The 18,897-nt window shown below is 59.4% G+C and carries 19 protein-coding genes and 1 pseudogene; 18 read left to right on the forward strand and 2 right to left on the reverse strand.

All coding sequences use genetic code 11. The annotated features are described in order from the left end of the window. Window positions 1-37 precede the first annotated feature (37 nt). Window positions 38-1,008 (forward strand): annotated as a pseudogene (locus A6723_RS19715) (arsenic resistance protein). A 39-nt stretch (window positions 1,009-1,047) separates the two neighbouring features. On the opposite strand, the gene A6723_RS19720 reads toward A6723_RS19715, so the two are convergent. Next, window positions 1,048-2,226 carry an MFS transporter gene (locus tag A6723_RS19720; RefSeq protein ID WP_043273938.1) on the reverse strand — a complete coding sequence of 393 codons (1,179 nt, stop codon included), beginning with the start codon at window positions 2,224-2,226 and terminating at the stop codon, window positions 1,048-1,050. A gap of 132 nt (window positions 2,227-2,358) precedes the next feature. Here A6723_RS19720 and A6723_RS19725 point away from each other — a divergent pair, with 132 nt between their 5' ends. The 11 genes from A6723_RS19725 (at window position 2,359) to A6723_RS19775 (ending at window position 13,348) form a co-directional block, all read left to right on the forward strand. After that, window positions 2,359-3,288 (forward strand): LysR family transcriptional regulator, encoded by a 930-nt coding sequence (locus A6723_RS19725; RefSeq protein ID WP_043273939.1) that lies wholly within the window; start codon window positions 2,359-2,361, stop codon window positions 3,286-3,288. Between the two features lie 49 nt (window positions 3,289-3,337). Beyond that, window positions 3,338-3,955 carry a class I SAM-dependent methyltransferase gene (locus A6723_RS19730; RefSeq protein ID WP_043274015.1) on the forward strand — a complete coding sequence of 206 codons (618 nt, stop codon included), beginning with the start codon at window positions 3,338-3,340 and terminating at the stop codon, window positions 3,953-3,955. Window positions 3,956-4,134: 179 nt separating this feature from the next. Then, a complete protein-coding gene (locus tag A6723_RS19735; RefSeq protein ID WP_043273940.1) occupies window positions 4,135-4,482 on the forward strand; it encodes a metalloregulator ArsR/SmtB family transcription factor in 348 nt (115 codons plus the stop codon). Window positions 4,483-4,502: 20 nt separating this feature from the next. Continuing rightward, window positions 4,503-5,786 carry an arsenic transporter gene (locus A6723_RS19740; RefSeq protein WP_043273941.1) on the forward strand — a complete coding sequence of 428 codons (1,284 nt, stop codon included), beginning with the start codon at window positions 4,503-4,505 and terminating at the stop codon, window positions 5,784-5,786. A 27-nt stretch (window positions 5,787-5,813) separates the two neighbouring features. Then, entirely contained in the window at window positions 5,814-6,284 is a 471-nt protein-coding gene (locus tag A6723_RS19745) for an arsenate reductase ArsC (protein WP_043273942.1), read from the forward strand. Window positions 6,285-6,296: 12 nt separating this feature from the next. Further along, a complete protein-coding gene (gene arsH / locus A6723_RS19750) occupies window positions 6,297-6,998 on the forward strand; it encodes an arsenical resistance protein ArsH (RefSeq protein ID WP_043273944.1) in 702 nt (233 codons plus the stop codon). A gap of 7 nt (window positions 6,999-7,005) precedes the next feature. After that, a complete protein-coding gene (locus A6723_RS19755; RefSeq protein ID WP_043273945.1) occupies window positions 7,006-7,551 on the forward strand; it encodes an arsinothricin resistance N-acetyltransferase ArsN1 family B in 546 nt (181 codons plus the stop codon). A 303-nt stretch (window positions 7,552-7,854) separates the two neighbouring features. After that, window positions 7,855-9,144, forward strand: coding sequence for a site-specific integrase (locus A6723_RS19760; RefSeq protein WP_054889699.1), 1,290 nt, complete (start codon window positions 7,855-7,857; stop codon window positions 9,142-9,144). Beyond that, window positions 9,137-10,867: an integrase gene (locus A6723_RS19765; RefSeq protein ID WP_054889701.1), complete on the forward strand. Its 1,731-nt coding sequence runs from the start codon at window positions 9,137-9,139 to the stop codon at window positions 10,865-10,867. The genes A6723_RS19760 and A6723_RS19765 overlap by 8 nt, the downstream gene beginning before the upstream one ends. After that, the gene (locus tag A6723_RS32460) at window positions 10,864-12,903 is read left to right on the forward strand and encodes a hypothetical protein (RefSeq protein ID WP_065348197.1); all 2,040 of its coding nucleotides are present in this window, start codon (window positions 10,864-10,866) and stop codon (window positions 12,901-12,903) included. The genes A6723_RS19765 and A6723_RS32460 overlap by 4 nt, the downstream gene beginning before the upstream one ends. Beyond that, window positions 12,884-13,348, forward strand: a complete 465-nt coding sequence (locus A6723_RS19775) for a hypothetical protein (RefSeq protein WP_054889697.1) — start codon at window positions 12,884-12,886, stop codon at window positions 13,346-13,348. The genes A6723_RS32460 and A6723_RS19775 overlap by 20 nt, the downstream gene beginning before the upstream one ends. 41 nt (window positions 13,349-13,389) lie before the next feature. Here the strand turns inward: A6723_RS19775 and A6723_RS19780 are convergent, their stop codons facing one another. Further along, window positions 13,390-14,301 (reverse strand): LysR substrate-binding domain-containing protein, encoded by a 912-nt coding sequence (locus tag A6723_RS19780; RefSeq protein ID WP_054889696.1) that lies wholly within the window; start codon window positions 14,299-14,301, stop codon window positions 13,390-13,392. Window positions 14,302-14,459: 158 nt separating this feature from the next. Between A6723_RS19780 and A6723_RS19785 the strand changes: the two genes are divergently transcribed. The 6 genes from A6723_RS19785 (at window position 14,460) to A6723_RS19810 (ending at window position 18,841) form a co-directional block, all read left to right on the forward strand. After that, on the forward strand, window positions 14,460-15,584 hold the full coding sequence (locus tag A6723_RS19785; RefSeq protein WP_054889700.1) for an FAD-binding oxidoreductase: 1,125 nt from the start codon (window positions 14,460-14,462) through the stop codon (window positions 15,582-15,584). Beyond that, the gene (locus A6723_RS31405) at window positions 15,574-15,912 is read left to right on the forward strand and encodes a (2Fe-2S)-binding protein (RefSeq protein ID WP_054889695.1); all 339 of its coding nucleotides are present in this window, start codon (window positions 15,574-15,576) and stop codon (window positions 15,910-15,912) included. Before A6723_RS19785 ends, A6723_RS31405 begins: the two co-directional genes overlap by 11 nt. Beyond that, entirely contained in the window at window positions 15,902-17,308 is a 1,407-nt protein-coding gene (locus tag A6723_RS31410) for an NAD(P)/FAD-dependent oxidoreductase (RefSeq protein ID WP_083192887.1), read from the forward strand. The genes A6723_RS31405 and A6723_RS31410 overlap by 11 nt, the downstream gene beginning before the upstream one ends. After that, window positions 17,305-17,655 carry a RidA family protein gene (locus A6723_RS19800; RefSeq protein WP_054889693.1) on the forward strand — a complete coding sequence of 117 codons (351 nt, stop codon included), beginning with the start codon at window positions 17,305-17,307 and terminating at the stop codon, window positions 17,653-17,655. The genes A6723_RS31410 and A6723_RS19800 overlap by 4 nt, the downstream gene beginning before the upstream one ends. Window positions 17,656-17,705: 50 nt before the next feature. Further along, on the forward strand, window positions 17,706-18,488 hold the full coding sequence (locus A6723_RS19805; RefSeq protein ID WP_054889692.1) for a transporter substrate-binding domain-containing protein: 783 nt from the start codon (window positions 17,706-17,708) through the stop codon (window positions 18,486-18,488). Between the two features lie 83 nt (window positions 18,489-18,571). Further along, entirely contained in the window at window positions 18,572-18,841 is a 270-nt protein-coding gene (locus A6723_RS19810) for a hypothetical protein (RefSeq protein WP_137108988.1), read from the forward strand. The last annotated feature ends 56 nt before the right edge of the window (window positions 18,842-18,897 follow it).

The following is an 18,897-nucleotide window of genomic DNA, read 5'->3' on the forward strand; positions in this document are numbered from 1 at the left end:
AGCGCCCCTCGATAACTTGGAAAAGGCGGACATAGGCGTGACTCGCGATTCATTGGAGCGTTATCAGATCGCTGTTTACTTTGCTTCGGTTGGCTTGGCTGCCTTGGCGGGACTGCTGTCGCCAAGTTTCGCCGGCATCGCTACGGCGGCAATCAAGCCAATGATCGCGATACTCATGTACGCGATGTTCCTGCAGATCCCTTTTCTGGAGCTGCGCCAGGCGTTCGGCAATTGGCGATTCATGGGGCCCTGCTAACGGCAAACTTCGTGGTCGTACCGCTACTGGTCTGGCTGCTGACGCTGCCTGTCGCTGGAGATCGTGCTCTGCTGGTTGGGGCCCTGCTGGTCCTGTTGACGCCCTGTATCGACTATGTGGTGGTATTTACCCATCTGGGAAAAGGCGATTCACGGCTGGTGCTGGCGGCAACTCCGGTTCTACTGCTGCTGCAACTGATTCTGTTGCCGCTCTACCTTTCTCTCATGCTCGGCGGCGCTTCGGCTGTGGTCATCGACCTGATGCCCTTTGCCGAAGCGTTCGTGTTGCTGATCGTGGTGCCATTGCTGCTCGCCGTAATATCCCAGGCAACGGCCCAGCGCTGGAGTGCGGCTGCAAGCTGGAGTGCGGCCTGGGCCTGGATGCCGGTTCCCGCCATGGCGGGAGTACTGATCGCCGTGGTCGGGTCGCAAATCGCTACCGTGATTGGCCAACTGCAAACACTGGCGCCGCTGTTGCCGATATACGCCGCGTTCATGGTACTGGCCCCTGCGACCGGCGCACTTTGCGCGAAAGCCTGGGGATTGGCGATTCCAGAGAGACGGGCTGTGGCCTTTAGCGCCGCCACTCGAAACTCTCTGGTGGTGTTACCCCTTGCCATGGCGCTCCCGGAGTCAGTGCGCCTGATGGCAGCGGCTGCCGTGATAACTCAAACCCTGGTGGAGCTGGTGGGTGAGCTGATCTACCTGCGAGCCATTCCGGCATTGATCAGGGCCGGGCGGCCAGATGCCTGAAGCAGCTTTCACTACAGTCATGCGCCTGCCGGTAGGCTACTACTGGATAGACGCGCGAACCTTCAACCAGACAATTGCCAGCGCTGCAAGAACCAGCCATGGCAACAGCAGCAGATTCAGTGTCTGCCAGCCCAGCAGCTGCAGAAGGCCGCCAGCGCTGAAAGAACAGGCCAGGCCCACCGCGAAGATGGTCATGTCGTTGGTGGCCTGCGCCCGGCCTTTTTCGGCGGGGCTGTAGGTACTGGTGAGCAGCGTCGTCCCGCCGATGTAGAGGAAGTTCCAGCCCATACCTAACAGCACCAGAGCACTGGCAAAGGAGTTGAAGCCGGTCCCTGTCCAGGTCATCAGCACATGGGTGGCGAGCAGCAGCACGCCCAGCAACATTACCCACAACACTCCCAGGCGTGAGATCAGCGCACCTGTAAAGAACGAAGGTAGGAACATGCCCAGTACGTGCAGTTGGATGACGGTGGCGGCAGCGCCCAGACCATGCTGATGATGCACCATGGCGAGCGGGGTGGCGGTCATCGCCAGGATCATGATTCCGTAGCCAGTTGCTGCGCCGAAGAGCGACACCAGGTAGGTCGGCTGCCTCACGATCTGCCCCCAGGGGCGGCCTTGGTCGTGATCGATCTGCGCAATCTCTCCTTTGGGCATTTCAAGGAAGAACAGAACGCCCATTGCCACCAACGAAACCACCGCTAGCAAAAGGAACGAGCCCAGATAGAGCGGCTCCAGTAGCGGACCGCCGAATCGCCCCAGGGTAGGGCCAAGCAGCGCCGCGACGATGCCTCCACCCAGGACTAATGAAATCGCCTTGGGACGGAAGCTGTCGTTGGCGACCTCGCTGGCCGCGAAGCGATAGAACTGAGCGAAGGCCTGGTACGTGCCGACCAGGAAGGTGCCCAGCGCAAGTACCGCTAATGAGCCCATCCAGATGCCGAGCGCGGCGACCAGTCCGGCCAGTACACCCAGCGAGCTACCCACCAGAAAACCTGCACGTCTACCGACCAGGGTCATCCAGATGGACGCGGGGAACATGGCCACTGCGGTCCCCAGGAACATGCTGGCAATGGGCGTTGTGGCCAATTCCGGCCGGGAAGAGAGATGGCTGCCCGCCAAGCCGCCGACCGTCATCACCAGTACCGAAACGGTCTGGAACAAGGCTTGGGCGATGGCGAGGATGAGCACCTGGCGGTGCATGGATTGTCTGAACATTGCGGGGCCTGGGTTGGGTTCCGGAGGTCGTCTGCCGGAAGTGGCAGTGGCGACGATCAAGGAGTGGAAGTATTGGAATTGAGCGAATATTATTCAAACGAATAATCACTCGACTTGATCTCAGTATTTTTAATGGATCGGATTCCCATCGATATTCGCCACCTGCAAACGCTGATTGCCCTGCGCGACAGCGGCAGTGTGTCCAAGGCTGCGACCTGGATGCGTCTGACGCAGGGTGCGCTGTCCCACCACATCAAGGCGTTGGAGGATTTTTACGGCGTGTCATTGTTCGTGCGCAAATCCTCTCCCGTGATGTTCACGCCCGCTGGGCGGCGTCTGCTGGAAGCTGCGGACCAGGTCGTTCCCATCCTCAACCAGACCACTCGCGATCTGCTGCGCATGACTAGCGGCGTCAGCGGCACGCTGCGGATCGCCATCGAGTGCCACACCTGTTTCGACTGGCTGATGCCGGCGGTGGATGCATTCCGTGCGCGCTGGCCCGAGGTGGAGATCGATCTGGTGTCGGGTTACCACGCCGATCCGATCGGGTTGCTTCATCAAGGTCGTGCCGATCTCGCGCTAGTTTCCTGCGCGGACAAGGACGAGCAGGGTGTCGATTTTCATGGCCTGTTCCGCTATCGCCTTGTGGGGTTGGTGGCAAACGACCATGCGCTGTCGCAGAAGGCCCACCTGGAGGCGGAAGACTTCCGTGACGAAACCCTGGTGACTTACCCGGTGGAAGACGACGCCCTGGATGTTGTTCGCTTGCTGCTCCGCCCAGCTGGCATCAAGCCGGTCCGACGCACCACGGAGCTGACCGTGGCGATCCTGATGCTGGTCGCCACAGGGCGCGGGATAGCAGTATTGCCTCGCTGGGCCGTTCAGAGTTATCTGCAACGGCAATACGTGACCGCCAAACCGATTACCCGAGAAGGACTGACATCGGAAATCTGGGCAGCGACCTTGCCCTCCGAGAGCAGCAAGCCGTATCTGACGGAGTTCATTTCGCTGCTCAAGGAGACAACCGCGGCTGGTATCCCAGAGGTTGAGTTGATCGACTGAGTTTTTCCGAAAGATGCTTGCACTTGCTTCGTTAGCCCAGGAACAGATGATGAAGAGCAAATCCCATTGGGAGCGCGTGTATACCGAGAAAAGCGCCGAAGCAGTGAGTTGGTACCAGGAACATGCCGACAGCTCGGTTGCCTTGATCCGCCAGTTGGGTGTTAACCCGGCGTCTGCTGTCATTGATGTAGGCGGCGGGGCGTCAACTTTGGTGGATGATCTTCTGGGGTTGGGCTTCAACGATCTGACCGTCCTCGACATCTCGGCCTCCGCGTTAGCAGTAGCGAAGGCACGGCTTGGTACTAAAGCCTGCGATGTCCATTGGTTGGAGGCGGACATAACCCAGGTGGAGCTCCAGCGACACCAGTTCGATCTCTGGCACGATCGCGCTGTTTACCACTTTTTGACAGGGCCGCAGGATAGGCTGCGGTACCTCCAGGTAGTCGACCGCGCGGTGAAGCCCGGCGGCTTTGTCATCATCGGGACCTTTGCTGAGGACGGCCCTAAGAAGTGCAGCGGTTTGCCTGTAAGGCGCTACAGCGCGGAAGCTCTGCATGGGGAGTTCGGTGCCGACTACCAACTGCTGGGGCATGCTAAGGAAGACCACAGAACCCCCTTCGGGACGGTGCAGAAATTCCTCTATTGCTACTGCCGAAAACTGAGTTGAACACTGATATTTGCTTAATCCACGAGCGGGAAGTCTCCGTGTGATTGACGGCAGTAGCGCTGCAATAGGCGATTAGCTGCAGAACACCTGACAGCCATCAACCGGCATTTTTAGGTGATGCTCTTGCATTAAACATATGGATATACGTATATTCGATTTTGAATATGCGAGGTGCAGTCATGATCACTCCGCCCGAAGTCTTCAAGAGCCTGGCCGACGAGACCCGTGTTCGCGCCACCCTGCTCATCGCCAGTCTGGGCGAACTCTGCGTCTGCGAGCTGATGTGCGCGCTGGACGAYAGCCAGCCGAAGATCAGCCGCCACCTGGCACARCTRCGCAGCAGCGGCCTGCTGCTGGATCGTCGCCAGGGCCAGTGGGTGTATTACCGCCTCAACCCCGAGCTGCCTGACTGGGTACACGAGATGCTGCAGGTCACCCTGCGAGCCAACGCGCAATGGCTGGCCGACAACACCCTCCGCCTGCAGAACATGGACGGCCGCCCCGTCCGTGATGCCGCCTGCTGCTGATCCCCTCGAGCGAGTCTTCCATGCTGGTCGCCGTTGCTGTCTTCGTCTTCACCCTCGTTCTGGTCATCTGGCAACCCAAGGGCCTCGGCGTCGGCTGGAGTGCCGCGCTGGGAGCGATCATCGCCCTGGCCGCCGGCGCGGTTTCGCTGCATGACATCCCGACCGTGTGGGCGATTGTCTGGAACGCCACCGCCACGTTCATCGCCGTCATCATCATCAGCCTGCTGCTGGATGAGGCCGGGTTCTTCGAGTGGGCCGCGTTGCACGTCGCGCGCTGGGCGAATGGCAGCGGCTACCGGCTGTTTGCCTTCTGCATACTGCTCGGCGCTGCTGTCTCGGCGCTGTTCGCCAACGATGGTGCTGCACTGATCCTCACGCCCATTGTCATGTCGATGCTGCTCGCCCTGCGCTTCTCSCCGGCCGCAACCTTGGCCTTCGTCATGGCTGCGGGCTTCATCGCCGACACAGCGAGCCTGCCGCTGGTGGTCTCCAACCTGGTGAATATTGTCTCGGCTGATTACTTCGGCCTGGGCTTTGCCGAGTACGCCTCGGTGATGGTGCCGGTGAACCTCGCCAGTGTCGCCGCCACCCTGCTGGTGCTGTTCCTGTTCTTCCGCCGCGATATCCCGAGGCAGTACGCGCTCGACGCGCTGAAGGAGCCGAAGGCGGCGATACACGACCGCGCCACCTTCATTGTCGGCTGGTGGACGTTGCTGGTGCTGCTGGTCGGCCTGTTCGCCCTGGAACCGCTGGGCATTCCGGTCAGCGCGGTGGCCGTTGCCTGTGCGGCCATTCTGTTTACCGTCGCCGCTCGCGGGCACCGCATCTCCACCCGCCGCGTGCTGCGCGAAGCGCCCTGGCAGGTGGTGATCTTCTCCCTCGGCATGTACCTGGTGGTATACGGCCTGAAGAATGCCGGCCTCACGGAGTTCCTCACCCACCTGCTCGACCACCTTGCCGAACAGGGTTTGTGGAGCGCTGCCATCGGTACCGGCCTGCTCTCGGCGCTGCTGTCATCGGTGATGAACAACATGCCCAGCGTGCTGGTCGGCGCSYTGTCGATCCAGGCCAGCGGYGCGGAAGGCCTGGTGCGCGAGGCGATGATCTACGCCAACGTSATCGGCTGYGACCTCGGCCCGAAGATCACCCCCATCGGCAGCCTCGCCACGCTGCTCTGGCTGCATGTGCTGGAGCGTAAAGGCATGCGCATCACCTGGGGCTACTACTTCAAGGTCGGCATCCTGCTGACCCTGCCCGTCCTGCTGATCACCCTTTCGGCCCTGGCGCTGCGCCTGAGCCTCTGACGTCCGCGTTGAGCGGAGGAGACCTCCATGCGAGTCCTGTTCATGTGCACGGCCAACAGCTGCCGCAGCATCCTCTCCGAAGCGCTGTTCAACCACCTGGCGCCGGAAGGCTTCGAGGCGGTCAGCTCCGGCAGCTTCCCCAAGGGCCAGGTGTTGCCGCGCAGCCTCACTACCCTGCAGCAGGCCGGCATCTCCACGGCGGACCTGAGCAGCAAGGGCAACGATGCCTTCGAAGGCACCCCGCCGGACATCGTCATCACCGTTTGTGACAAGGCTGCCGGCGAAGCCTGCCCGGTGTACTTTGGCCCGGCGCTCAGGTCCCACTGGGGACTGGAAGACCCGTCGGATATCGAGGGGGACGAGGCTTCGATCAACGCCGCCTTCCGCGCCACGCTGGCTCGCATCGAGCTGCGCTGCCGGGCCTTCTTCGGCCTTCCTTTCGCCACCCTCGGCCGCGACGAACTCAAGCGCGAGCTGGATCGCATCGGCGCTCTCTGAGCAGGAGGAAACATGTCCGAGCAACTGCCCAACCTCGACCTTTCGCTGTTCGACCTGCCGCCAGCGGCAACCCGCACCAGTGAGCACAAGCCACGCATCCTGCTGCTCTATGGATCTACGCGCGAACGCTCCTTCAGCCGCCTGCTGATTGAAGAAGCCTCGCGCTTACTGGAGCACTTCGGCGCCGAGACGCGCATCTTCAATCCTTCGGGCCTGCCGCTACCTGACGACGTGCCGGTGGAGCATCCCAAGGTGCAGGAACTGCGTGATCTGGTGCTGTGGTCGGAAGGCCAGGTGTGGTGCTCGCCGGAGCGCCACGGAGCGCTTTCGGCCGTGTTCAAGGCGCAGATCGACTGGATTCCCCTGGCACTCGGCGCCGTGCGCCCCACCCAGGGYAAGACGCTGGCGGTGATGCAGGTCTGCGGCGGCTCGCAGTCGTTCAACGTGGTCAACCAACTGCGCGTACTTGGCCGTTGGATGCGCATGTTCACCATTCCCAACCAATCCTCTGTGCCCAAGGCCTACCTGGAGTTCGACGATGCGGGGCGCATGAAGCCATCGGCGTACTACGACCGTGTAGTGGACGTGATGGAGGAGCTGGTGAAGTTCACCTTGCTGCTGCGTGATCGCCAGGACTTCCTAGTGGATCGTTATTCGGAGCGCAAGGAAAGCGCCGAGCAGCTTTCCGCCCGCGTGAATCAGCGCTCGATCTGAGGTCGCCATGCCCATCGAAATCAGACAAGCACGCCCTGAAGATGCGCCGGCAATCCAGCTCATCTACGCCCCCATAGTGGCTGGCACGGCAATCTCCTTCGAGGAGGTGCCGCCGACCATCGAGGAGATGCGGCAGCGCATCGCCACGACCTTGCAGAAGTACCCTTACCTCGTCGCGATGCGTGATGGACGCCTGGTTGGCTACGCCTACGCCAGCCAGCACAGAGAACGTGCCGCATACCGCTGGGCAGTGGATGTGACCGTCTACATCGCGGAGGGTGAGCGTCGCGCTGGAGTGGGTCGCAGCCTCTATGCCGAGCTGCTTCCAATCCTGGCCAAGCAGGGATTCAACGCGGCCTATGCTGGCATTGCGCTGCCCAACGCCGGTAGCGTTGGCCTGCATGAGCGGCTCGGATTCCGGCACATCGGCACTTTCCCTCAGGTCGGCTTCAAGCTGGGGCAATGGCATGACGTGGGTTACTGGCGCCGTGAGCTTGCTACGCAGAGCAATCTGCCTGACGAGCCTCGGCTGTTCCTGGAAATTGCGGGTTGAATCCACAGCCGATCTCTGCCCATCACGGTTACAAAGCGCGCTAGTCGTAGGTACGGCCGGAAATAATTAGCAGCGCCGTGGCCACACGAGAGACGCTTCTTTGGTCATCAGCAGACCAATTCGACTGGCTTGATTTTCTATTCCACATAAACGGCAACCTGTCGTCGCGTGTGATGGCCGTCCTTAGAGATTTCGCGCCGCGCCAGGAGATCTACTCGGTCGATAAGAGCAAGTTGTATAGTGCCGGCACCCAAACTACTAGGTGTTGCCCATGGACATTCTTGCGTCTTCGAGGGGCGTCGAATGGCGACGTTAGAGCGCATTCTTTTCGTACCCCACTACCTGGTGCATAGGCCGAACGCTGTCACTTACTCCCGTAGTAGCAGCCGTCCATCCATCGAAGGCCTGCCGCAGATATTCTGGAAAGATTGCACGCCCTGGAGGGAGGCAAATCTGTGGGCGGTGGAGCGAGCAACGAGTGGTGAAGCGTCCCTTAAGACCGTTGCCAGCAACATGAATGGTCTTTTGAACTACGCCAAGTTCCTCGAATCACGTGATCTGCATTGGTTCGAGTTCCCTGCCCGAAAAGCTGAACGCTGCCTGGTGCTATACCGGGGAGCGTTGATCAAGATGCGCAATGACGGACAGATCAGCCCCTCCACGGCGTCTGAGTACATGCGTAATTGCATCATGTTCTACCGGTGGGTGATGCAGAAGGAGCTTCTTGCTCCACACGTTCTCCTGTGGCGGGAGAAGCCCTACGTCGTCAAATTCTTTGACCGAGTGGGTTTCGAGCGAACGATCACTGGAACCACAACCGATCTCAGCATCCCAAACCGCAAACGACCAGGCCTGACACTGGAGGATGGGCTGTTGCCAGTCTCGGAGAGCGGCCGCGATGCAATTCTGGATTTCGCCGCCGAGAACGCTACGCCCGAACTCTACCTCATGCTGGCACTGGGATTTTTTACCGGCATGCGGCTCGGCAGCATCTGTGATCTCAAGCTTCAGACTCTGGAACATGCCATCCCCGACCCTTCCGCTCCGGGACTACTACGTTTTGCGGTTGGTCCGGGCGCAGCTCCGCCAGTGCACACGAAATTCGGCGTGACGGGCCAGGTGTGGATACCCGAAGCCTTGCGCGATGAGTTGCTGGAATACGCCAAGGGCTGGCGGCGGATGGAGCGAGAGGCGAAAGCCTCGCCCGAGAATCGTGATCTGCTGTTCTTGACCCGTTTTGGAAACTCCTACGGTAGGCGTGGCTCCGATCAGTCATCCGCTGTGAATGTCGAGATGTCAGACTTTCGAAAGCGGGGCGTCAAAGCAGGGCTACAGGTGCTCCGTAAGTTTCGCTTCCATCAGTCGCGCTGCACCTTCGGTACAGAGTTGGCACGTCTGGCGCTCTCCGCTTGTGCCGATGTCGCTCTCGTAATTGCGATGGTCAGCGACGCGCTGCTCCATGGCCCTAACTCTGAAGCCACCACCTTTAAGTACATCCGATTCGTGCAGGCACTTCCGATCAAACAAGCCCTCTCCCATAGCTTCATGGTTGCATTTAGCGGAATCAGCTTTGGGGCACGGCAGGATGGCTAGCTCCGAAATCGATCTCACTTTCCCGATGCTTGAATATGGAGCCACTGAAACGCCCTGGGACCTTCGGCCATTGCTGTTTCGCGGAGGTGCAGCTTCAAAGGTGAAGCACGTGGCTCGCCAAATTGCGCAGGGCGAGCTCGGAAGTCTCTTGCCAGAACGTATCGAGCTGGTGGCACGGCTGTATGAGCACATGACTGACGACCTAGCTGGTGGCGGAAGCCGCTTCTCGGCACAGAACAAGATCAGTGCGTTGCGGCGCTTCTTTGCCTGGAGTGATTCAGAAGGCGTGGAACTCCGTCTGGAGACGGTGGCCGACACGTTCATTCGTTGGACCGACCACTTACTCCAGCGTCAGCGAGTTGAACGAAGCTTTAGCGAAGGGGCGCTGTACGATCTCACCAGACTCACAGCGACGGTGCTGGACCGAGCATTGGACCGCCAAGCGAGCCTAAGCAAGAGCACTCGCATTCGTAAGCCGCGCGGCAAAGGCAAGGTGCATACGAGCAAAGCGGACAAGCAGAATCTGCAAGACACCTTCTCATTCGGACACCTTCTAGCTGACGTATGCAATGCACTGACGTTCGAGGCAACGACAGGACCATTGCCGGTCTCCATCCGCTTGCGCACAGGCCAAGTACTGGAGCATTGGTCCGGACTGCCACGCCCGGAGAAAGCAGCGGCCCGCCGTACCAGGCCGCAAAGCCGAGCGCAAATCGAAGCATCCCTTGCAGCGCGTGCCGCCCACGATGCAGATCGCACATTGCGGACGCGCTACTCCCTCGTCAATTTACGGATCGAGAGCGAGTTGCTGATGTTCATTGCGCAGACCGGCGTGAACCTCCAGCAAGCGCATACCCTGCGGGTTGAGCAGTTTCATTACACCAGTCACTTGGACGGCTACCAGGTACGTAGCTACAAGAATCGACGCGAAGGAGAAGTGCTGTTCGAGATTTTCGCCAGTTATCGAGAGTGGTTAGAGCGCTATCTCGAATGGCGTTCCGAATGGTTTCCCGATGAACCGGATGGTCTGCTCTTTCCGCTTATACGCAGCGGGGGACGAATCCTAGAAGAGGCGACACAGTTCACGAACGTTATGCGCATCTGCCGCGAACTGGACATCCCCTTAGTGAGACCGCGAAAACTGCGGGGGACGCGCATCAATTGGTTACTTCGGGAGTCACAGAACCCCCAACAGGTTGCGGAGTTGGCCCAGCACACGGTGGAAACCCTGATCCGCGTATATGCTGACCCGCATCCGCAAATTGCTATGGTGGAGATTACGCGCTTCCACCAGCAAACCGATCCCTCCCTTTCACCTCCTGCTCCTGGCAGATGTGTTTCAGTCATACCGGAGCCAGTGGGCGAAATCCCGGTAAATGCCCCGCGTCCCGACTGTATCAATGCCGCTGGTTGCCTGTTCTGTACCCAGCACCGAGACATCGAAAGTGAAGATCATGTGTGGTCTCTCAGCAGCTTGCGCCATCTCAAATCGCTTGAGCTGGCACGCTACCGCCCGCCCTGTTCCGGCAAACGGCCGATTCCAAAGCATCCGGCATTGCTGGTGATCGATCGGCTGACGGCCAAGCTGCACTTCTTCGAAGAAAGTAGTGAGGTCCGCAGGCACTGGGTCGAAGAAGCGCGAGCGCGCATAAGCGAGGGGGATTACCACCCGGCGTGGGATGGCTTCATCCGATTGGTAGAACTGAGACAAAGATCAGCATGACGAAAAATATTCTTTCCGAACTTGGTCTCGGCATCGACTCACCCCTAGCGGTTCCTGGCACTCCGAATTACCGTCCGCCGTACTGGCCGCCCCAGCGTGATTGGCCGGTCATCATAGATGCCGCTGGCCAGGTAGTGAGTCGATGGGGCGATCCCATTTGGCGGCTCGACCCGTGGGCGAGAAAACCGGTTACTCTCAATTTTGGAGATGGCCCGGCTAAGAAGTATGCCGCCGCGATCGATCGTGCGAACGCCGATTTACTGCGGACCGTTATCGGTTGGTGGCTGTATGGCCCCAATGGAGCCCGTGGATACCGAGGCCTGAAAACGCGCTTCGACCAGATGCGTCGACTGTTCGTCTTGTGTACTCAAGAAGGCATTCTCGCATCCGAACTTTGTCATTTTCCGCGCGTGGCCGATCGTCTCCCGGAGGTGCTCCAGGCTTCCCGGTCCGGTGAGTTTTTGACATTGCTGCACGACCTTTACGAGCGGCGGGATGCGCTGGGTTTCACCTTGCTGGATCGCGGAGGCTTGGCACGCCTCGCAGCGGCCATGCCCGATCATCAGAAAGCCCAGACACCCTATATCCCGCCCCGTATTTGGCACTATCAAATCACTCGCTTGCGCGAATGCCTGGATGACTTTTTGGCGCATCGAAACCAAGTCGAGGAATGCTTCCGCTTCTGTGTGGATGCCTATCGGCACAACTCTGCCAATCTCGAAGCACAAGCCAGGCCTCAATCCTTCTATCCGTTTCAGTGGCCGTCGGATGGAACCAAGGGTCAGCGGGCCGGGAATCGGTACTATGGCCCATTCAACGACACCGCGCATCGCTTTGGCATAGGGGAGCTATTGGGGCGCTGGCTGGGCGTGAGCAACGACGAAATCCGTGTTCAAACCTTGAGTCGCTATCTGCATCTCGTGAGCCGAGCTGGCTTGAGCTATCTGCTGAATTTCAGCCTCATGCGAGTCGAAGAAGCATGGAATTTGCAGGCCGATTGCCTGCAAATTGAACGCGATCCACAATTTGGCGACATCCATGTATTGCGTGGACGAACGACCAAGACGATGTCAGACGCTGAGGCCCTTTGGGTGACGTCTCCTTCAGCGAAGGTGGCGGTTGAATCCATGCGTGTAATTGCAGACCTCCGCGCAGAATGCGCCTTGCCCCCCGGCGCACGTTCAGATCGGCGAGATTCGGCCAAGCGCTATTTGATTGATTACATGCTTGAGCCTTGGGGAACGAAGTTCACCAAAATCAACCTTGCGCTTCGCCCGACGATCCCGAGCTATGCCAACGCGCTTCAGTCGTTCGACAAGCTGTTTGATTCTGAGCAATTGCGCATTACACCGGAAGATTTTGAACTGGCGCGATTGGTGACGCCGACGCTGACGGGCGAGTTTGCGGTCGGCAAAATCTGGCCATTCGCCTGGCATCAACTTCGGCGAACCGGCGCAGTGAATATGCAGGCATCCGGCCTGGTCAGCGACGCTTCATTGCAGTTTCAGCTGAAGCATGTGGCCAGAGCGATGAGTCTCTACTACGGGCAAAACCATGCCAGGGTGCGGCTCGAAGAGAAGGCCCATACCTACTATGTCCGTACCATGTACGAAACCTTGGGTAGGCAGCTGCAACAGCTGACGAGCAACCGATTCGTCAGCCCCCACGGTGAGAAGCGGAAATCTGAGATAGTCCGACTGATCTCAGCCGCTGATGCCAAGAAAGCGATCAACCTGGCAAAGAAGGGCACGGTGACTCACCGACCGATTTTACTGGGCATCTGCACCAGTCGAACTCCCTGTCCCTATGGCGGCATCGATAACATCGCTCGCTGCGGAGGGGGCGACTCCCCCGGAGAGCCCAAACCGTGTGCGGACGTGCTGTATGACCCCGAGCAACTCGACGAAGTCGATGTGTTGGAGGCGGTATTGGATGAGCGCCTGGCCGCTGCCGAGGTAGGCAGTCCGCTGAGAGCTTCACTGGAGGCCCAGAAACGTAGTGTGGAGAACTATCGCCATGTCATCCGGCAAACATGACCCTGTTGACCCGGCCAAACGAATAAGTGCCGGAGAGCAGTATCGCGCAGCGTTCGAGCGGCTAAAAAACAACAAACCCGAACGACTGCCGAAGGGGACGCCCGTAAGCCAGAACAACGTTGCCAAAGAGGCCGGCAGCGATCCCTCTGCATTGAAAAAAGTACGCTTTCCCCTCCTCATCGCCGAAATCCAAAAATACGTGGAATCGCACGCGGAGGAGCGTCCGCCGTCTGTGCGTCAGGTCAGCTTATTAGCCCGCAAGAAGAATCGTGGCCTTCGGGAGCGAATCGAGGAAGTCACGCAGCAGCGGGACCACCTAGCCAGCCTGCTAAGCGAGGCCGACGCCACCATTCTTGAGCTGTACGACCGTATTGCGGATTTGGAACGACAACTGCCTGCATCCAATGTGCTGCCCCTTGGTCCGCGAGGCCCCAAGAAGTTATGAGTCAGCGAGCACGCAGAGCTGAAAAGAATCGTTCGTTGGTCTCATCGAATTGGTCGATGGTGCGCAGGAACTTCCTGTGCAACAAAGACGCGTAAGTGCTCCACGAAGCAATCCTGGAAAAGCGAAGGTCTGCTTTGGGGGGGGAGCAAAAGGCTGAAGTCCATTTCGATGGCCGGCTCAAAGGGACGGAATACGATGCTTTCGCTCCGGTTTTCCAACGCAGTGATGGCATCGACCAGTGCGATACCGCCCCCCTGCTCGACGAGGGCGCAGAGGGATGCGGATAGCTGGGCTTCCAGCTGCAGTCGACGGTTCACACCATGCGCGGCGAAGAGACCATCAATGTGCTGCCGCGAACCCAGCGCATGCGGATAGGAGATAAAGGCCTCGCCCTCCAAGTCCTCCGGGATCAGAACCGCTTTGCTCTGCAGGTGATGGCCCGCAGGCAACGCGCAAACCAGCGGCGAGCGCAATAGGCACTCGCCGCGAGGGCTGGGGAAGGCGTGAGGTTCGGCGATCAGGCCCAGATCACAGCGCTGCCCGACCACTTGGTCTACTACTTCGGCCGAGGATTGCACCACCAAGCTGATCCTTGCTTGCTCATGCTGTTTGACAAAGGCACAGATCGCCCGTGGCATGAATGACAGTCCCAGCGCGGGCGCACAGGCGATGCGCAACGAACCGCGTGCGAGGCTGCCAATCTCGCGCGCCGTGCGAGCAATGCGTTCCACGCCCAGCAACGAACGCTGCACCTCCTCATACAAAACCAGTGCCTCCGGCGTCGGCTGCAGCCGGCCCTTGATCCGCTCGAAGAGTGGAAAGCCGATGTCCTCCTCCAATGCACTGATCAGTCGTGTGGCGGCAGGTTGCGAGATGTGCAGCATCTCTGCTGCTCGTGTCACTGTTTGCCCGAGGATGACTGCTCGGAAGGCTTCCAGTTGGCGTAGGTTCATGGCCGATAAATCCATAACAAAAAAACATGGTCTAGACAAAATAAAGCATTTTTCAGCTGTAGATAAAGCGCCGTAGGATCACTCGCACTACGACCTGTCCCGCAATTTACGTGGCTTTCATGCCGCTATTGCCACAGGTCATCAACGAGGCGAGTGCTATGCATAAAGTTCAGACCATTATCGTCGGCGGCGGCCTGGTTGGCATGGCGACCGCCTACGGTCTCGCTCGACTAGGCCAGCAAGTCTGTGTACTTGACGAGGGTGACTCTGCTATTCGCGCTTCTCGCGGCAACTTTGGCCTTCTCTGGGTGCAGGGCAAGGGTTACGGCATGAGCCCCTACGCGTGCTGGACCCGCCAGTCTGTGGCGCATTGGCCGGAACTGGCCAGGCTACTGCTGAGCGAAACTGGGATCGATGTTCAATTACGCCAGCCCGGCGGCTTCCAACTCTGCCTGTCCGAGGCAGAACTGGCCGAAGAATCCCAGCGCCTCTACTGGCTCCGTGATGCCCTAGGCGGCGATTACCCCTTCGAAGTCCTTGACCCGGCAGCGCTGCGCATGCGCTTGCCGGGCATTGGGCCCACTGTGGTCGGGGCTTGCTTCTCGCCCATGGATGGCCATGTAAATCCCCTGAAGCTACTGCGGGCCCTGTACAGCGCATGCCAGTTGCGTGGTGTACGCATGCTGAGCGGTCTCCAAGTTGATGGCATTGATAACAGTGGCGAGGATTTTGTGCTCAGTGCCGGCGGACAGAGATTGCGCTGCGAAAAGCTGGTTCTGGCCGCCGGCCTTGGCAATCGGAGATTGGGCGCCGCCCTCGGACACGATGTGCCACTGAGCCCTAGCCGGGGTCAGATCCTGGTTACAGAACGGGTCGAGCCGTTCCTGAACTATCCCACTACCTATGTGCGCCAGACAGATGAGGGAACGGTGCAATTGGGCGACTCGGCAGAAAACGTTGGATTCAATGACGGCACGAGCACTCCCGTGATGGCTGAAATAGCGGAGCGCGCCGTTCGTTGTTTCCCGCGTCTCGAAAACGTCCGCCTCGTTCGTGCATGGGGGGCACTGCGGGTCATGAGCCCAGATGGCGCGCCTATTTACCAGCACCTGCCTAAAGCTCCCGGGGCTCATGTGCTCTGCTGTCACAGCGGAGTCACGTTAGCAGCCGCTCACGCCCTGCACCTAGCGTCCTGGGTGACCGGCGAACGCACCTTCCCCGAAATTGCGGGATTTGGCCTAGACCGCTTCGCTTCTGCCACCGAGATTCGCAATGTCCACTAATCCCCTTTTCACGCGGATGCCCATCGATGGGCCGCACGTGCTGATCGAGTTTGAAGGAAAACCCTTACAGGTGCCGCCTGGGCTTTCCCTGGCAGCAGTTCTGCTTGCAAGCGGCGCAGGACGGACCCGCAGCACGCCCGTCAGCGGTGCACCGAGAGCCCCCTACTGCATGATGGGTGTCTGCTTCGAGTGCCTGGTTGAAGTGAATGGCGTACCCAACTGTCAGGCCTGTCTGACCATTGTCAGTGAAGGCATGAAGGTGCGACGCCAAGAAGGCACTCGGGCATTGAGCGAGCTGCCTACGAAGGAGAAGCACGATGAAGCCTGAGACCATCGACCTGCTGATTCTGGGGGCAGGGCCTGCAGGCCTGAGTGCTGCCATCGAGGCTCGCAGTCACGGGTTATCGGTAATGGTCCTCGACGAACAGCAAGGACCTGGAGGCCAAATCTATCGGGGCATTCTCGAAAGCGACTCTCGACGTTTGGCCGTGCTCGGCGCCGACTATCAAGCGGGACACGGCTTGGCAGCAACATTCATGGGATGTGGCGCCCACTACATTCCGGGCGCTTCGGTCTGGCAAGTCGAGCAAGATATGCGCGTCCACTACCTGCACGAGGGCCGTTCTCATACCGTCCAGGCGAGTCGTTTGGTAGTTGCCACGGGAGCCTACGAACGTCCCATGCCGATTCCGGGCTGGACACTCCCCGGAGTCATGACTGCTGGTGCCGGCCAGATCCTTCTGAAAGGTGCGGCTCTGTTGCCCAGCAAGCCCGTAGTGCTGGCTGGCGGTGGGCCGCTGCTCTACCTACTTGCAGTGCAATACCTGCGGGCCGGTATTCAACTGGCGGCGCTGGTGGACACGAGCAGTTCTGCCGACATCTTGCACGCTTGGCGCCATATTCCCCGCGCACTTATGGGCTGGCGTGATCTGCTCAAAGGGGTATCGCTTCTAGCTATCCTGCGCCGCGCCAGAGTTTCTCATTTCCGGGGAGCAAGAGAGTTAGGCATAGAAGGGGATCAATGCGCCGAAGCTCTCAGTTTTACCTGCGGTGAAACACGTCACAGCTTACCAGCCAATCTGATTCTGCTTCATCAAGGCATAGTGCCCAACACTCAGATCAGTTGGTCCCTGGGACTGGCACACGAGTGGAGCGAAGAACAGCTTTGTTGGCGCGCCCTGCGTGACAGCTGGGGTGAAACCACCTTGCCTGGAGTCTTTCTCGCTGGTGACGGCGGCTCCATAGGCGGAGCGCTGGCCGCCAGAGAGCAGGGGCATCTTGCCGCCCTCGCCATCGCTGCCCAGCTTCAGCACTTAAGTGCATCGAACCGAGATCGTCTGGCCCGCCCCCATTTTCGAGCGCTGGCCCGGTGCCTCGCCGCGCGACCACTCCTAGACGCAATGTACCGCCCGCATCAGGAAAACCGCATTCCTCAGGACGATGTAATCGTTTGCCGATGCGAGGAGGTTACCGCTGGCCAAGTTCGCGCCCATGTCCGCCTCGGTTGTCTTGGCCCCAATCAAACCAAGGCCTTCGGCCGTTGCGGCATGGGCCCATGCCAAGGCCGGCTCTGCGGCCTGACTGTGACCGAGATCATTGCCGATCAGCGACAAGTTCCGAGAGCGGACGTGGGCTATTACCGCATCCGACCACCGCTCAAGCCAATTACGTTGGCGCAACTTGCCGGTCAACCCAGCCACAACCTCGATCCGGAGGCCCCATGAGTTCTATTCAGCGTTTCGACAGTAATTCCAGACTCAGCCGCGTTGTGGTCCACCAAGGAGTCGCGTGGCTTAGTGGAATAGTGGCTGCTGACTGCAGCCAAGACACCCGCAGCCAAGTTCGCCAAGTACTGGCGCGGCTCGACGATCTTCTTGCCTCGGTAGGTAGTGACCGGTCACGCCTGCTCAGCACCCAGATCTGGCTCAAGGACATGGTGGCGGACTTCGACACCGTGAATGAGGAGTGGAGCACCTGGTGCGAGGGCTTTCCCCCTGCCCGTGCCACTTGCCAAGTAACTTTCGACGATCCGGACATCCGCCTGGAACTCATAGTGACCGCAGCAATATGAAACGGTCACGCCCAGTAACTCCAACAACAACATCGCAACTGGAGCTAGCTATGTCTCGCAAAATTACTCTCATTGCAACGGCCCTCGGGGCCCTGCTCGGTCTGTGCAACGCCGCTCAAGCAGATACCGAAAATCTGCGCCTTGGCATTGAGGCGGCATACCCGCCCTTCGCCTACAAGACTGCCGACAACCATATCGAAGGTTTCGACTACGACATAGGTGAAGCCATCTGCGCTGAACTGAAAGTCCGTTGTGAATGGACGGAGATGGAGTTCGACGGTCTGATCCCGGCCCTCAAGGTCCGAAAAATTGATGCGGCCATTTCATCCGTATCCATCACGCCGGACCGCTTGAAGTCGGTCGACTTCACCAACAGCTACTACCGGCTTCCAGCCAAAATAGCTGTACGCAAGGATAGCGGCATTCAGGACATCCCCAGCGACCTCGCCGGTAAGCGCATTGGCGTTCAGCGCTCCACCAACTTTGATCGCTACGCCACCGAATATTTTGAGCCCAAGGGTGCCCAGATTGTCCGTTATGGCAATCAGAACGAAGTATTCCTGGACTTGCTTGCCGGTCGCCTTGACGCAACCTTGGCAGGCTCTGTCGCTATCGACATGGGCTTGCTAAGCAAGCCAGAAGGTAAGGCCTATCAGTTTGTCGGCCCCGACTACAGGGATGCGAATTACTTTGGTATGGGGGCTGGTATCGCAGTGCGCAAGCATGATCCCCTGGCCGAACGGATCAACACCGCCCTGGCAACCATTCGCGCTAATGGCAAGTACGACGAGATTCGCAAGAAGTACTTCGCCTACGACATTTTCGGCGAGTAAGCATGGCCCTTGACTCCCTAGAACGCTTTGCGCTCACGCAGCTACTCGGCATGGCTGGCGTATTGAGAACGAGGTGGGACCTGATGGACTTTGACGTTCTGGGGAGGGAAAGGACGACCTCCGGGTTCTACACGCTGATCCAACAACACGAGGTGCTTGAGTCGTTGCCTTCGTCGCTGGAGCTGATCCTCCCCATTACCCACCACGCGCTCAAGCGTGGTGGGTACTTTGTATGCTGGATTGAGGACGACGAAAGCATCTGCCTTGAGGCCGTCGCCAATCAGCAGCCTTGGCCCGAGGACATTTCCCCGGCCGACGTTTGCTGGGCAAGTCGGAGTTCGAGACGGGCCTGACGTGCAACCGGCAGTGCCTTGAAGAAGGGCAGTATCAAGAAGAGCTGCGGGATACG

It is taken from the genome of Pseudomonas sp. AU11447 (genome assembly GCF_001672555.2).
Taxonomy (GTDB): Bacteria; Pseudomonadota; Gammaproteobacteria; order Pseudomonadales; family Pseudomonadaceae; genus Pseudomonas; species Pseudomonas nitroreducens.